This window comes from Helicobacter sp. 23-1046 (assembly GCF_053654635.1).
Window position 1 is genome coordinate 120,247 of sequence record NZ_JBSIUS010000002.1, and the last position, 16,185, is coordinate 136,431.

General features: G+C 39.6%; 13 protein-coding genes. 7 read left to right on the forward strand and 6 right to left on the reverse strand.

Annotation, left to right across the window (positions count from 1 at the left end; all coding sequences use genetic code 11):
• Positions 1–7: 7 nt before the first annotated feature.
• On the reverse strand, positions 8–847 hold the full coding sequence (locus tag ACWIUJ_RS06990; protein ID WP_454150487.1) for a CheR family methyltransferase: 840 nt from the start codon (positions 845–847) through the stop codon (positions 8–10).
• Between the two features lie 55 nt (positions 848–902).
• Positions 903–2,336 (reverse strand): Do family serine endopeptidase, encoded by a 1,434-nt coding sequence (locus ACWIUJ_RS06995; protein WP_454169904.1) that lies wholly within the window; start codon positions 2,334–2,336, stop codon positions 903–905.
• 240 nt (positions 2,337–2,576) lie between these two features.
• Here ACWIUJ_RS06995 and ACWIUJ_RS07000 point away from each other — a divergent pair, with 240 nt between their 5' ends.
• Positions 2,577–3,404, forward strand: coding sequence for a hypothetical protein (locus ACWIUJ_RS07000; protein ID WP_454150491.1), 828 nt, complete (start codon positions 2,577–2,579; stop codon positions 3,402–3,404).
• A gap of 2 nt (positions 3,405–3,406) precedes the next feature.
• Here the strand turns inward: ACWIUJ_RS07000 and ACWIUJ_RS07005 are convergent, their stop codons facing one another.
• Both ACWIUJ_RS07005 and tgt read right to left on the reverse strand, forming a co-directional pair.
• Entirely contained in the window at positions 3,407–3,961 is a 555-nt protein-coding gene (locus tag ACWIUJ_RS07005; protein ID WP_454169906.1) for a hypothetical protein, read from the reverse strand.
• 70 nt (positions 3,962–4,031) lie between these two features.
• On the reverse strand, positions 4,032–5,165 hold the full coding sequence (tgt, locus tag ACWIUJ_RS07010; protein WP_454169908.1) for a tRNA guanosine(34) transglycosylase Tgt: 1,134 nt from the start codon (positions 5,163–5,165) through the stop codon (positions 4,032–4,034).
• Between the two features lie 124 nt (positions 5,166–5,289).
• Here tgt and ACWIUJ_RS07015 point away from each other — a divergent pair, with 124 nt between their 5' ends.
• The 6 genes from ACWIUJ_RS07015 to ACWIUJ_RS07040 are packed head-to-tail and all read left to right on the forward strand — an operon-like array spanning position 5,290 to position 13,015.
• The gene (locus tag ACWIUJ_RS07015) at positions 5,290–6,780 is read left to right on the forward strand and encodes a TrkA C-terminal domain-containing protein (RefSeq protein ID WP_454169910.1); all 1,491 of its coding nucleotides are present in this window, start codon (positions 5,290–5,292) and stop codon (positions 6,778–6,780) included.
• Positions 6,781–7,839, forward strand: coding sequence for a 3-dehydroquinate synthase (aroB, locus tag ACWIUJ_RS07020; RefSeq protein ID WP_454169912.1), 1,059 nt, complete (start codon positions 6,781–6,783; stop codon positions 7,837–7,839). It abuts the gene before it with no gap.
• A 22-nt stretch (positions 7,840–7,861) separates the two neighbouring features.
• Positions 7,862–9,589 (forward strand): mechanosensitive ion channel family protein, encoded by a 1,728-nt coding sequence (locus ACWIUJ_RS07025; protein WP_454169914.1) that lies wholly within the window; start codon positions 7,862–7,864, stop codon positions 9,587–9,589.
• A gap of 46 nt (positions 9,590–9,635) precedes the next feature.
• A complete protein-coding gene (locus ACWIUJ_RS07030; RefSeq protein WP_454169916.1) occupies positions 9,636–10,937 on the forward strand; it encodes a MiaB/RimO family radical SAM methylthiotransferase in 1,302 nt (433 codons plus the stop codon).
• The gene (locus ACWIUJ_RS07035; protein ID WP_454169918.1) at positions 10,924–12,639 is read left to right on the forward strand and encodes an AAA family ATPase; all 1,716 of its coding nucleotides are present in this window, start codon (positions 10,924–10,926) and stop codon (positions 12,637–12,639) included. The genes ACWIUJ_RS07030 and ACWIUJ_RS07035 overlap by 14 nt, the downstream gene beginning before the upstream one ends.
• Positions 12,620–13,015, forward strand: coding sequence for a hypothetical protein (locus ACWIUJ_RS07040; RefSeq protein WP_454169920.1), 396 nt, complete (start codon positions 12,620–12,622; stop codon positions 13,013–13,015). The genes ACWIUJ_RS07035 and ACWIUJ_RS07040 overlap by 20 nt, the downstream gene beginning before the upstream one ends.
• A 1-nt stretch (position 13,016) precedes the next feature.
• Here ACWIUJ_RS07040 and ACWIUJ_RS07045 read toward each other — a convergent pair whose 3' ends face one another.
• Positions 13,017–13,595: a toxin-antitoxin system YwqK family antitoxin gene (locus ACWIUJ_RS07045; protein ID WP_454150508.1), complete on the reverse strand. Its 579-nt coding sequence runs from the start codon at positions 13,593–13,595 to the stop codon at positions 13,017–13,019.
• 84 nt (positions 13,596–13,679) lie between these two features.
• Positions 13,680–16,166 carry a hypothetical protein gene (locus ACWIUJ_RS07050; protein ID WP_454169922.1) on the reverse strand — a complete coding sequence of 829 codons (2,487 nt, stop codon included), beginning with the start codon at positions 16,164–16,166 and terminating at the stop codon, positions 13,680–13,682.
• Positions 16,167–16,185 lie beyond the last annotated feature (19 nt).

Here is a 16,185-nt window from a genome sequence, read left to right on the forward strand (position 1 = left end):
CCTGTCCTTAAGCATTACGCTTAATAAAGATTTTATGCCCAAGTCGTTCGGTGGTGTTGGCGATATGGTAGAGCGATTCTGAGTGTCCGAGATAAAAAGTCCCATCAGGTCTTAATAAATCAAACAATCGTTCTAAGATAGCAATTTGGTCATCTTTTTTGAAATAAATCAACACATTGCGACAAAAGACAATATCAAATTCTTCACTTTTAAATGGATATTTGGAATTAAAGAGATTGAGTGTTTTAAAAGTTATGATTTTTTTAAGGTTGTTTTTTGCTTTCATTACGCGTTCTTTTGGGCTTATATCATCAATGTCAAAATACTCTTCTAACACAGAATCTACCCATTTAGGATATTTTTCTAATTGAGGATTGACTTCATATACCCCCTTTTTTGCAAGCTCTAGCATTTGGGTATCAATATCTGTGGCGACAATCTCAATATCAGCCGAAGAATTATACACTTGCTTAGCGTAAAGTGCAGTGAGTGCAATGGTATAAGGCTCTTGTCCGCTCGAAGAAGCACAACAATAGATTTTGATTTTTGGCTGATTGCGAAAAAGCTCTGGCAACGCGCGGTCTAACATATCATCAAAATGAAAACTTTCTCTAAAAAAGTCCGTTTTGTTGGTGGTAAAAACATTGACAAAGCATTCTTTAACACTTTCATCTTTATCTACTTTTTGGAGCAACTCTCCAATATTATCGTGCGCCACTTCTTTGGCAAGTTTGTAGATTCTGTTTTTCATCATTGAAGCTTTAGAATCGTCAATGTGGATACCACAAATAGCGTAGATTTTGTCTTGCACGGCTTTTAATTCTTTGGGTGTAATGCTCTCAATCACTATTTCCCCTTATGTTATTTTAGTTTTGGTGAGATAGATTCTACAATAATTTTGCTTATTTAATGACAATAGTTTTTGTGCCACTCCTTGAATAGACCAAAATGCGCTTGTTTTTGTTTTTGTGCTTTGCTACGGCGGCACTAAAGTCGTTTAATCCTCTAATGGTGCTATCTTCAATTTGTGAGATAATGTCTCCCACTTCAAATCCAGCTTTTTGTGCTGGAGAATCTCGTTTGATTTCTACCACAATCACTCCTTGTGTATCATTTGGGATTTGATAGCGTCTGCGCACATTTTGTGTGAGTTCCCCCACGCTTAACCCATCAATGCCAGAAAGCGTTAGGCTTTGATTGTTTGATGGGAGCGGTGTTTGGTTGCTTGCGCGTTTTTCTTCGGTGAGCTCGCTAAGTGTTACTTGCGCTGTGCGCTCCTGCTTTTCGCGAATATATTTTATGCTTACTTGCTGTTTTGGAGGGAGCATTCCTATGGTGTTTTTAAGTTCTTGGGCGGATTTAATTTTTTTCCCATTGACTTCGATGATTAAGTCCCATACGAGCATACCAGCCTTTGCTGCTGGGCTTTGAGGCTCTATGCTGATGACTAATGCACCATCTCTGCGCCCATAAGTGTTTTTTAAATCCTCTCCTACATCTTGGATTCCCACGCCTAAGTAACCTCTCGTAACAGAGCCTTTTTCGATAAGTTGCTTAGCGATTTTTTTCACCATTTCTGATGGAATGGCAAATCCTACGCCGTGATTCCCACCTGTGCGGGATAAAATGGCTGTGTTAATGCCAATAAGCGCACCCCGAGAATCCACCAGCGCACCGCCTGAATTTCCCGGATTGATTGAAGCGTCTGTTTGGATAAAGTTTTCATAGTCGTTAATGCCAATGCCACTTTTATTAAGCCCTGAGACTATCCCCTGTGTAACGGTCTCTCCCACGCCAAATGGATTCCCAATGGCAAAGACAATATCTCCCACCATTACTTTATCAGAATCTGCGAAGCTAATCACAGGCAAATTGGTTCTATTGAGTTTGATTACTGCTAAATCACTTCGGGAATCTGAGCCAATGACTTTAGCGGTGTATTCATTATTGCTCCCTGAAAAACTCACTAAAATTTTATCCGCACCTTCGATGACATGGTGGTTGGTGATGATATAGCCATCTTTAGAGATAATCACGCCACTACCAAGAGAGCGGTCGATTCTATCGCGCGGAATCTGTCCATATATGTCTCCAAAAAACTGCTGAAAAAACGGGTCATCAAACATTGGGTGATTTGGCATTGCGTTAGAAACTTGCTTTTGAGTAGAGATATTCACCACAGCCTTAGTCGCATCACCTAAGGCAGACGCATAAGATTGAATGGTTTGTGATGAGGTTGCTGGATTACTGCGATTTTGCACAGCTGGGGCATCTTTAAACTCAAACGCATAAATGCCCCCAAAGACAAATGTGCTTAGAAGAAGAATTTTTTTCATTGTGTTGCTCCTTTTTTATGGAAGTAGATTCTCAATAAATCATTGTTTGTGGTTATTACGAGAATATTTTAATGCCCTTTCTTAAACGAAAAGTAATACAAAATATGTGTTTTTATGGAAGCAAATGAGAAAAATTGTAAAAGTGGCACAAAAAATGTATGTGGATTTTGTATATCTTATGCGTAGAATCTGCTAAACTTAGCATTAAGAATAAGGAGATTCTACTACAAGGCGGTAAGTATGGAGACAAAACGCGTTAATTTTAGTTCTGTTCCCGGACTAAGTATTGAGATTCCAGCACACTTTAAGGGTATTTATGATGGCGATGGGGTAGTGAAATACTTCCCAATGAAGAAGTTTAATGCACTCATTGCTAAAAACTATCGCAGGAAAAATGCCGAATATGCTTTTATTGAGCTAAAAGACTGCATTCAAAAAGAAAATGTTTCATTTGCACGCAGTATGCGCGAGCATTGCGAGGCAAGCGATTTGTATATCGAACAAAACATTTTAAGCCAAGAAGAAGATAAGTATTCTTTTAATTTCCAATGCCTTATTGCTAAAAGTCAAGGAAGCGAGCACATCAAAAAATCTGGCTATTTTTTTGTAAGTCTGCGCGATAGCTTTAATTTGAAAATTTTTATGCAAAACCTCACACAAGATAAATTTTGCAGTTATGTGTATTCAAAAGATGGCAAAGAATTTGTAAAAATAGATACAAGCAATGGTGAAGTCATCGATAAATATGAGTTTCCCACACATTTTTTAGACACAAACATTTTAAGCGCATTGCGTGAAATAACTGCGTATCTTTATACCATTGATAGGACTTATGTCAAAATGACTTCTTTTGTTGATTTGTTTGTGCTTTATAAGCAAAATTGGGACTACAATGGCAAATTTATCGGCAAGCAAAACTCGCTAAAAGATGAAGAGCTTGGTGAAATTGAGCCATTGAAGTATAAAGAGAGGATTCCACGCATAGTTATCCCACAAGAGGCTAATGCGAATTGGGAAAATCGCGAAAAAGAGCTTTTAAAGATTAACTCCACGCTAAAATGGGCGTAGCTTTAATACGCATCAAGCATATCAATGTTTATGTGTTGATATGCTCTGTTGCGATACTTTGCTACAATCTCCTTTATGACTTTACTTTTTTGCAAAGAGCCTTTGATGTAGTCGCCACCTTTTATTTCTTTATAAAACTTTGCTATTTCTATAAATTCATACAAAAACGCATTCATATCACTCTCAAATTCGACTATCTCATATTCTCGCACTAAGGCGGTTTTGCTCTTATTTCTTGGACTTTGAATGTATGCTCGTATTGGTCGCTTAATAACGCCCGGTATTCCTAGCTGATTTTCAAAGCATAATCTTTCATATATCTCTTCTTGGTAGGTCTCATTAGAGATTCTGCCCTTAGTTTTAAGTTTACAGAGCAATTCTACTTTAGAATCTAGCTCTTTTAGCCATACTCTACACGCATTATCATTGACTATCAAAAGAACTTTTGTTATATGTTCTGTAATGGTAAATTCTAAATCTTCCCATTTCTTTATAAAGTTCATTCGCCTTAGGGGAAAGGCTACAATGTTACACGGCAATTCATCTAAAATTCGCATTTGTTACTCCTTGTATCTTGTAATAATATATTTAATATAAACAAAATACCATTACCCTTGTTTAAATATTTTACACATCATTAGAGTTGAGTTGAGCAAGTGTGTCTTTTTTAAACCGCGTGAAATCCCCATTGATGATTGCTTTACGGGCATTTTGCACTAAAGTAAGATAAAAATACAGATTATGAATAGTGGCGAGGCGATGATAAGTAATTTCATTAGCACGGTAGAGGTGGTGTAGATACGCGCGTGAGTAATTCGTGCAAGTGTAGCATTGGCAGTATTCATCAAGTGGGGTGGTATCAAGTTTAAAGCGCGGACTTTTAATGTTAAGTTTGCCAAAAGTGGTAAAAATCGTGGCATTACGCGCATTTCTTGATGGCATTACGCAATCAAACATATCCACCCCACGCTCGATTGCTTCTAAGATATTCTGCGGTGTCCCAACGCCCATAAGATAACGCGGTTTATCCTTTGGGATAAATTCTATGCAAGATTGTATGGTGTCATACATTTCTTGGGCACTTTCTCCTACGGCTAATCCACCTATGGCATACCCATCAAATTCGCTTAATGCACTTAACTCTTGGGCGCATATTTTACGGAGCTCAAAGTCCGTGCCACCCTGCACGATAGCAAAAATATGATTGCTTTTAGCTTTGCCCTGTGCTTTTTGCGCCAAATGATAGTGTAATGACTGCTCCGCCCAATCTAGCGTCCTTTTTATAGAATCTTGCAAGCGTGAGAGCGGTGCTGGTAACCCGACCAAGTCATCAAGCACCATCATAATATCGCTATTTATGGCGTATTGAATATCAAGCACTTTTTGTGGCGTGAAAATATGTTTGCTCCCATCAATGTGAGATTTAAACTCAACGGCGTTTTCTAAGACTTTGACATTATCATTAAGGCTAAATGCTTGGAATCCACCGCTATCGCTTAAGTAATTTCCATTAAAGTTAGCAAAGTTGTGAATCCCACCGAGTGCGTTTAGATTCTCAATTCCACAGCGCAAGTAAAGATGATAAGTGTTTGCCAAAATGATTGGAGCATTTAAGTGGGTGGCAATGTCGTTGCTATCAAGAGCTTTTATACAGCCCTGTGTGCCCACAGGCATAAAAATGGGCGTTTGCACCTCTCCGTGTGAGAGGCGCATCGTGCCAGCGCGCGCGTGAGAATCTGTATAATCAACAAAAAAGTCCATCGTATTCCTTAAACAACAAAACAAAAAGCCATAAGTTTTAGGGCACTAAGATTGCATAATTTTGCTATAATCGCGCTTCTTAATAAACTTAAAGTTTGTAAATTTTTTCTCAAGGTAAAGTAATTTGAAAAAAACACTTATTCTAGCAGATGGCATTGTAGCAAAAATTTTCATTCAAAAGGTTGTGAGTCAGTATTTTGACAACAATCCTTATGTTATTATTGCCAAAGATTGCGCCACTTTGCCAAGTGAAATGCCAGATGTGATAGAATCTCATTTGCTTGATTATACTTCAAAGTTTCGTATAAGCGAGGTTTTTAGTAGCGATATTCAAGATATTTTTATTATCATTGAGAATCCCACAGAGCGATTTGTGCTTTATCGCATTATCCGCGAGATTAGCCCAAAGACGCGTATCGTGCTCTATAATAACCACGAATTTACCATACATACTAAAGACAACACAGAGAGCGCGACTCTCTTGCGAGAAGATTTGCGTTTAAATGGACAAAATGACGCAAATCTGGTGGTGATAGATTCTGAGAATTTGGTGGCAAACCGCCTTACGCAACGACTTGCTAATGTCCCTGTTATCCCAAGAGGCTTTGGATTAGAGCAAGGCGAGATTATGGAGGTCGCCGTGCCACCGGGCAGCATTTTTACTTATCGCTATATTGGTGCAATCGAGCAAAGAAAGTGGAAAATTGTGGGAATCTATCGCTTAGGTGAGCTTATTTTGTCTCGTAGAGACCTTGTAGTCTTGCCAAATGATGTGCTCTTAGTCGCTGGAGAAGCAAAAGTGCTCTCTGAGGTGTATCGTTTGGCAAAAAGTGATATTGGGCAGTTTCCCTCACCTTTTGGACGCGATATTTTTTTGTATATTGATATGGCGATTTCTAGTGAGAGTGAAGCATTTGTGTGCATTGAAGATGCGTTATTTCTCCATACACATCTTAAAAACAATCGTCTTGTTATCCAAGTGTTAAATCCTACTAATCGCGCGTTTTTAGAGCGACTTAATGCTATCAATGGCGAGGGAAGTCCAAAAGTAGAGGTCAATATCATTTATAATACAAGCAGTCTAAGCGCGCAGATTCAAAAAGATTCTGCTAAGCGACTTGGGCTTATTGTGGTAAATAGCGATATTTTTTCTCTTGTAAAAAATAGAGAGGCACTCTATCAATGCGCATTGCCCGTGCTAAAAATAGGCGCAAAACGCTTAAGCAAGGTAAAAAAGAGTTTTCTTATCGTGGGAGAAGGCTTGCAAAAGAGCGAAAACATTGCTTCGGTGATGTTTGATATTTCTAAGCAACTTAATATCACTTCTCGATTCTATGATTTTGACCCAGATTCTGCCCATCAACACGATATTATCTCGCATATTGAAAGCGTGGCAAAAGTCTTTAATGCAAAGCCAGAAATTTTGTATTCCTCCACGCAAAATCCCATTGTATTGTTAGCACAAAGTGATGAAGTAGTGCTACAATTTCTCCCATTTGATGTGGGTATTACCAAAAGCACGAGATTTTCCTTTCTTTCGATGGATTCTTATCGACTTTCGCTTGGTTTGGAGCGAGACCCACAGATTTTTATCCCACTTGGCAAAGGATTATAAATGCGCACCATATCTATACGCACACCATCAGCCCAATACCCCGTGCAAATTGGGAAAAGTAATGATTTAGAACCAATTACACATAATGGCAAGGTGCTTATTGTTACAAACCCAAAAATTGCTGGGTTGTATTTGCCTGCGATTATGGAAAAGATTGAAGCAAAAGAAGTTTTTGTCTGCACTATCCCTGATGGCGAGGAATACAAAAATATGCAAAGTATCGAGGCAATCTTGCAGAGTGCCTTTACTCATCGCTTAGATAGAAAGTCGCTTTTCATCGCTTTAGGTGGTGGCGTGATAGGCGATATGGTGGGGTTTGCTAGTGGGATTTACCAGCGAGGCGTGGAGTTTATCCAAATCCCAACTACACTTTTAGCGCAAGTGGATTCTAGTGTGGGCGGGAAAACAGGTGTAAATAACGCTTTTGGCAAGAATCTTATCGGAGTGTTTCATCAACCAAAAGCCGTGTTTATCAATACGGATTTTTTACAAACACTTCCAAGCAGGGAGTTTAGCGCAGGGTTAGCAGAGATTATCAAAATGGCGGTGTGCTTTGATAAAGATTTTTTTGCGTTTTTACAAGAGCGGTTGTGTAATCACTCTTTGCAGGAGTTTTGGAGTGATTATGAGAATCTTCAATACACCATTGCCAAAAGCGTTGAAATAAAAGCCAAAGTGGTGGAGCAAGATGAAAAAGAAAGTGGGATTCGCGCAGCACTTAATTACGGGCACACTTTTGGGCACGCTATTGAGAATCTCACTCATTACACAACCTATCTACACGGCGAGTGTGTGGCGATTGGAATGTGTTTAGCAAATGCTTTAGCGCGAAATCTTGGTTTATTAAGCGCAGATGAGGAAAAAAGTATCAAAAGTTTGCTACAATCGTGCAATTTACCAACACACTTTGATATTGCTCAAAAGGAAGCGTTTTATGAGCGGTTGTTTTTGGATAAAAAGAGCACACATCGTGCCATTACTTTTGTGTTGCCAAATCATATAGGTGGCGTGTGTATGCGCAATGATATAGATAAGCAAGCAGTGCTTAAGATTCTCTAATTTTACGATAAAAGGGCAGTCGGTGAAAAAAATAAAAATTGTTGTTTTGTCATTGTTTCTCGCGTTTGGTGGTGTGAGTGCTGAGCCTAATATCACCCAAAATGAGCCCCAACAGCCAAATCAAAACCAAGATAACAAACTTTTTATAAGCGAGCAAGATTTAGAAAAAACACTCAAACAAACTTCCCAAGCCCTAGAAGCAAAAAGCATTAACAACGCGTGGTTTAAACAATACTCCAACATTAAGACATACAATATGCTTGAGAGTGATATTGCTCAAATAGAGCGCAGTATCAAAGAAGCCAAAGAAAAAAGAGATGTTTCTAAGATTAACCAGCTCAAAGGCACGCTTACTACCATTCAAAAACAACGCGAGATTCTGCGAGTGTATGCGGATAATCCTTACGCACAACTTTTAGAGCCACCAGAAATTAAAGATGAGCCACATATCACAAATCCTATACTTATTGTGAGTGGATATTTGTTTATCAAAGAACTCAAAGAAAACCAGCACGCCCTCACTCAAAGCGAGGAAAGTCTCCAAGAACTTCTTAATCTTGTTTTATTGGAGTTTGATACACTTTCTTCGCTAAAACTTATCACCAAAGATGTAGGCAAACAAAGAGAATATGAAAATGCAAGCAACGAGATTGAGCAAATGATACAATCCTTGCAATCCGCACAAATGATTTTTAAGACTTCTAACACAGTGTATTTTAAAAATATCGAAGATGTTATTATGCGATTAAATAGCGAGATTAAAGCGCAATTTATTAAGATGATTTATATTGGCGTGAGCATCGCATTTATCTTTATTATTGCTTTTTTTGTGAAGGTCGCATTGCGTAAATATATCACAGATTCTAAACGCATTTATACTGCAAGCAAAATCATCAATTTTTTTAACCTAAGCCTTGTCGGGCTTATTTTCCTTTTTGCGTATTTGGAGAATGTAACTTATGCTGTGGCGATTGTGGGTTTTGCTTCGGCTGGTTTAGCCATTGCAATGAAAGATTTGTTTATGAGTTTGCTTGGGTGGTTTGTCATTGTGCTTGGCGGAAGCGTGCATGTGGGCGATAGGGTAAAAGTCATTAAAGATGGGGCAATATATGTGGGTGATGTGCTTGATATTTCAGCATTGCGTATTACTATTTATGAAGATGTAACACTCACTTCATATTTACAAAATCGCAGGGCAGGGCGTATTATCTTTATCCCTAATAATTATATTTTTACCACCTTGCTTGCGAATTACACTCACGCTGGGATTAAGACGGTATGGGACGGGGTAGATTTTAGCATTACTTTTGATAGCAACCATAAAAAAGCACTAAAAATTGCCACTGAGATTGCCAAAAAATACTCTAAAGGATACACCGAAGTAACCAAAAAACGAATGGAGCACATTAAAGATAGATTCTCATTGCGCAATATGAATCTAGAGGCGCGGGCATATTGTATGATAGAGCCAAATGGCATACGAATTTCACTCTGGTATCAGGCAAATGCGTATTCTACGCTTGGCATTAGAAGCGCGATTTCAACGGAAGTTATCGAGGCGATTTTACAAGAAGATGACATTCATATCGCTTACCCAACGACTAAAGTCGTGCCCACAGGAAGCGATGGACGAGGAAACAAACCCTTTTATGAGCCACTTAATCTTAGTGAGGCAAAAAAGAAACGCAAAAGAGGCGCACCTGAGCCTATCGATGAAAGAAAAGATGATAGCTCGATTTATGGAGTATAGATTCCCATTTGCAAAACAAGCGAAACAACACACATATTGAGGATAAATGATGAAAGTATTTTTTAAAACCTTTGGCTGTCGAAGCAATCTCTTTGACACACAAGTAATGATAGCAAACCTCAAGGAATATGAATGCGTGCAAAGCGAGCAGGAGGCAGATATTATTGTGATAAATTCTTGCACCGTTACAAATGGTGCTGATGCGGGCGTGCAAGGCTATATTAACAAATTTAAAAACGGAGATAAAAAAATTTTTTTTACAGGTTGTGGTGTGCAATCAAAAGGGCAACCAAATTATGAGCGCAATTTGTTGCAAGGGGTGTTTCCCCATAGTCTTAAGGAGCAAATTAACACGCTATTAAGCCAAAAGGAGCGGTTTTTCTACCCAGAGAGTGCTCCTAATCACATTGATTCTACCATTGTGGAATCATTTGTAGGCAAGCAAAGGGCGTTTATTAAGATTCAAGAGGGTTGTGATTTTGCGTGCAGTTATTGCATTATCCCCAGCGTGAGAGGCAAGGCGCGCAGCTTCCCTAAGCACGCAATCTTAGAGCAAGTTAGGCGACTTGTGGATTGCGGCGTGAGCGAGGTGATTTTAAGCGGGACAAATGTGGGGAGTTGGGGAAAAGACTTGCAAAAAGAGAATCTTGCTACTTTGTTGCGCGAAATTTTTACTATTTCTGGGCTAAAGCGCGTGCGAATAGGAAGTTTAGAGCCTAGCCAAATAGATAGCGAGTTTTTAGACATAGCGATGCACGAGAAGTTAGAGCGACATTTGCATATTGCCCTGCAACACACAAGCAATACAATGCTTGAGATAATGAATCGTAAAAATCGCGTGCAAAGTGATTTAGCACTTTTTGCCCACTTGCAACAACAAGGCTTTTTTTTGGGCACGGACTTTATAGTCGCCCATCCGGGCGAGAGCAAGGAAGTATGGGAGGAAGCATTGGCGAACTTTAAGACATTTAAACTTACGCATTTGCACCCTTTTATTTACTCGCCTCGCGTAAATACTCCCTCAAGTATGATGAAAAACACCACCAAAGGTGATGAAGCAAAGGAGCGATTGCATTTGCTTAAAAATTTGGTAGCACAAGAGAATCTAAAAGCACGACAAAAACTCGCACATTTGCAAACCCCGCTCAAAGTTTTGATAGAATCTAGTCGCAAAGACACACATTTTGATAGTCATTGTGCTAAGGGAGTGAGTTTCGTGGGCTTAGACCAATATTTTAATAGAGTTATTATTTCGTGCGATACACCTAAGGTTAGCTTGAAAGTCGGTGATTGGGTGGAAGTCAGAGAATATGAAGTCAGCAAAGAGGGCACTTATGCAAAAATCTAAGAATCTTATCGCTTTTATCATAACGCTGTGCGTGATTATACTCCTTATAGTGTTTTGGATTTTTCGAGATGATACGAAGTTGTTAAGTCCTTATGAGTTTGCTCAAATTATTGAGAGAACTCCGCCATACAAGCTGGTTGTGCAAGATGATATGATGTATTTTAGCGTGGAAAACCAAAACTACAAAGTCGCTAGGGATAGCATTGATTTGCACACGCTTAATCCAAGAATCGCCGTGAGTGTGAAGCCAAAAAGTGGAGGATTCTTAGATGAGGTTGGGCTTTTTGTGCTTATTTTTATTGGGCTTGCTGTGATAGTTAAGGCGATTTCAATGCTTTTTGCCCGTCCTCCAAAAGAGCCAATCAAAAGCACGGACAATGGCATAAATGGGCTTGATATAAACGCAAATAATTTAAGTGGGACGATTGGGGGAAAAAATCCAAGTGTTTTAGATAATGATTTTTTACAGCCCAAAAATCAAAGTGTCGTTACTTTTAAAGGTGTGGCTGGCATTAGTGAAGTCAAAGAGGAGCTTTTAGAAATCATTGATTATCTTAAAAATCCCAAAAAATACCAAGATTTGGGAATCTCTTTGCCAAAGGGTGTGCTTCTTATCGGTCCTCCCGGAGTTGGCAAGACAATGATTGCTAAGGCAGTGGCTGGAGAGGCGGGCGTGCCATTTTTATATCAAAGTGGCTCAAGTTTTGTGCAAATTTATGTGGGAATGGGCGCAAAGCGTGTGCGAGAGCTCTTTATGAGGGCAAAGGCAAAAAGCCCTAGCATTGTCTTTATCGATGAGATTGATGCAGTCGGTAAAGCGCGTGGAGGGAGTAGAAATGATGAGCGAGAAGCGACATTAAATCAGTTGCTTACAGAAATGGACGGCTTTGAAGATTCTAGTGGTGTGATAGTCATTGGCGCGACTAATAAAATTGATGTGCTTGATGAGGCACTTTTGCGTCCTGCACGCTTTGATAGGAGAATCTATGTGGATTTACCAGATGTAAGTGAGCGGGAAAAAATCCTTGAAGTGTATTTAAAAAACAAAAAATATGATTTTGATAAAAACGAAGTGGCACGCTTGTGTGTGGGCTTTAGCGGAGCGGCTATTGCTGCATTGGTTAATGAAGCTGCGCTAAACGCACTAAGGCGTGGGAGTTTTGTTATCCAAAAAGAAGATATTTTAAACACCAAAGATAAGGTGCTCTCAGGCAAGAAAAAAGTGCTAAGCTTTAGCGAGGAGGAAAAAAATATCCTAGCCACTTATCAAAGCGCAAAAGCCCTAAGCGCGTATTGGTTGGATATTGATTTTGATAAAATTTCGCTCATTAGCGAGAGTTTTAAGCAAATTGATAAAGAGCTTGTAAGTAAGGCAGAAATGAGTAATAAGATTAAAATGTATCTTTCTGGAAGCGTGGCGGTGGAGATGATATATAATGAAAGCTTTAGCAACGCAAAAGAGGATTTAGATAAGGCAAAAGAAATCGCCTTCCAAATGTGTGAGCAATATGGAATGGGCAAACATATTATGCCAGAGAGTGGCGATGTGGTGGAGATTTTAGAAGATTCCAAAAAGCAAATGCAAGAGTTCTTTGCCAATGCTAAGCCATTACTTTCAAAACTTTCAAATATCTTGCTTACAAATGAAAAACTCCACAAAGAGCAGATTAAAGATTTGCTTGATGAAAACTACTTCGCCTAACTTTACCATTAGTGATGAGAATCTCGCCTTTGAGCGCACCATTGCTTTTGTTGCTATGCGTTATGAGAACAACCCTTATGTGCGCATTGGCAGGGATTTTACTGTATTTAGCGAGGCATTAGATTCTATCAACGCTAATAAGCGCATTATAAGGTGCATTGGGATTTTTTCACAAAAGACACTTAAAGTGTTTATGCAATCTTTAGCCAACAGGCAAAATGCGCTTGATACACTTCGATGCTTGCACGCAAAAAAAGTGGCATTAGAGCTGTTTTTGTGCGATTGTGAGAGTTTTTTGCCACCAGCTCTTTTGGGGTTGCAAGCATATTGCCAGCTTTTTTGTTTTAAATGTGGCGATACAACCACAGGTATTTAATTCAATTTCTTGCGAGAATCTCTCGCTCCTCTACTTGTTTTCCATTTTCATAGCGGATAGTTTTTTTGAGTTCGCCTAGTGGCGTGTAAAATTTAGAAGTGCCCACCAAAAGGTCATTTTGATATTGTTCCTCGCTTTTTATCGCGCCGTAGTAATAGTATTGTATAAGTTCTCCATTTGCCTTGCCGTGAGTGAAGTTAAGCTCTCCTCGCAGTTGCCCATTACTATAAAAGTGCTTTGTAAGCCCGTGTTGCTTGCCATCTAAGAAGTGGATTTCCCACGCAAGCTCGCCATTGACATAATATATTCGCACCACTTCACCTATGCCTTTTGGAGCTTTTTGCACGATTTTTGGTAGAGGGGGGTTCATAGGGGCTGGTTTTTGCACTTTTATTGCTGGCTCTTGTGGTTTTGGCTTTTTGGGTTTTGGTTGTTCTTTTGGCTCTTGTGCTTGGGCATACGATTCATTTGATGGGACGAAGTTCCACGCAGGCGCAGCACTCATATCATATTGCGTTTGCAAGCACGCTACAAAGCTCAAAGTAAAGACAAGCACACCGCCAATACACAATCTAACCATAACTGAAGCCCTTTACTCAAAATGTGGCAATACTACCACAAATTTCGCAAAATATGCGACAATGCTATCAAAATCATCGCCTTTTTAAAACCATTTTACATATTTTACGCTTAGACTATGGGATTGACCGCCATTATATGCAAGCCCATTATAACTCACGCCAAGCTCGCTTACTCTACTTATAGCGCGTGAAAAGCTTGCATCGACATTGGCATAAAAAAGAGGCAAGTAGATTCTCGCTTCATCGCTAAATATACCATTTTGGAATTTTAATGTGGGTTTGTTGTTTGGAGAATACCGTCCACCAACAAGAATTGAGTAACGATAAAACTGCCCTATAGCTTTGTAATATTTCATACTTGCGCTTAGTTGTGGTAAATGCACATTGTGCGTTGGATAGACCTCATTTGCTAGCGCGCCTTTTTCAATCTCAAAGCCAGCAACTCCCATCAAATCATAGCTTACTCCAAGCTCGGGGGCAATGTAACTCATAGAATCAAAGTAATACGCCATTCCCCCTCGCACTGCGCCACCGATATGGTAGGTAAAGGTGCTTGCATCATAAAGGTTTTTGTTTTCTTGGGCGTTGATTGTAAGATGCGTTAAAGTGCTACGAAGATTGGATTTGAGATAGAATTGTTTGTTTTCATCTGATTTTAGTAGCTTAATGTGCGCCATTCCACCTTGCGCCACATTAGCACTCAAAGTCGCATCAGCAACGCTCAGTTGCGATGTTGTGGAATTATACTCATAGCCTAAATACACAACGCCAATACCCAAATGTCCAAAATCACGCTGAACTCCAGATATAGCTCCTCCCGCGTAGGTGTGAGATTTGGTGTTATTCACGCTAAGATTCCCATACAATCCATAAGGAATGGCAAATGTGCGCTTTTTTTGCCAATTTGAAGTGTCAATTTTTTGGGCTTGTGTATCTTTGTTTGTTTGCTCCTTGCTTTCTTGTCTTTTGATAGCTGTGCGGTAGAAGTGATGATAATTGATAGAATCTAAGATATTTTGGATAATCACAATTCGGCGTGTGTCGTTAAGTTGGATAGATTGCAGAGCACTCGCACCAAAGGAGTTTGACGCATTTGCACCCAAGCTAAAGCCATTTCTGCCGGGCACATCAAAAAGTTCTAAGCCTTGCGTTGGTGTCAAATGGCTAAAGTTTATACTGCCCGCAGGTGCATTTAATATGACTTTATCATAGCTATACACACCATCTTTTTTATCCACATTTGCCCCAAGTGAAACTTTAATAGCACCGGGCTGGATAATTAGATTCCCTACATTGGCATTCATATAGAGGTGTTCGTCATTCATACCCTGTGCGGCGAAAGTATGGCTATTCCATATATCATAGTTATTATGCAGGGTGATACTAAAGTCCTCAATGTTAAGATTAGTAATAGAGCCGTTGATATGAGCGTTTGTATTGGGGTTATACCCGATATTTTGGTAAAGTGTGAGATTGGTGATAGTCCCACCTGCATTGTTGAGACGCGACACATTTGTGCTTGTTGTGAGATTGGTGATAGTCCCACCAGAATTAGTAAGATTAGTGATAGAGATATTTTCTAGCGTTTGGACTACTCCACCGCTTATATTAAGGGTGGGAAGTCCTTGTTGCGGATTGCTTATGAGCGCGACATTCCCGCCACTCACATTTATAGTGTTTATGGCGTTATTGGTTATACGATTGACATTTCCACCGCTGATGGTAAAGGTTGTAATTGTGTTGTTGCTTACATTATTGAGCGTCCCGCTCTCGTTTCTTACTTCACTTATAGTGCTTGATGTAAGATTATCTAGCCTCCCTCTTTGTCGTATGTCAAACACATTGACACCTGTAATGCTTGTGATAACACCACTTGGCGCGTTTTCGATATTAGCTACATTGCCTTTTGTAGAGGTGATATTTGCTATTGTGTTGATAGTCCCTGCGTTATAGATTCTATCTACGAGGTGATTTCCAGCCACTCCACTAACCCCGCTTATAACTCCTCCTGCGTAATTATTCAGCACACCTAAGTGCCCAAACCCATTTCTCCCTATGACAACTCCCTCGCCTAGTATTTGTCCGCTATTTAAGATTGTCCCAAGATACCCACTGACATTGATTCTCCCATAACCATTTCGGTTGATTATCCCTCCATTATCTACGCGGAGAGTTATAAGCTGTGAAGCTGTCCTACTTGTGCCAATGTATAAAGAATTGCCATCAGAGCATATAGGCGTAACACATTGAATAGAGCCACCACGCCTCACGGCGATTTCCTCTACGATATTATTCCTTGTGGTGCCCGCATAGATTCCCAACACAGAGATTTGATTGACTACTTCTACTCTAATTTTATCGCCCGTTTGAGTATAAGCAGAATCACGGATTTCCAAGCGTCTAAGAAAATTTGCCACCGCGCCATCATTTCTCCAAGTGCCACTTCCATCTCGAATTATTGTTGAATTATTCGTAAGCGTTTTGTTCCCAGCACCGCCCTGCCATTGGTTATAGCTTGCAAACAAAAAGCAAGGGATACACAACAAAATGCCAAACCAGATAACGCGCATATTTCTTTAATAAATCCTA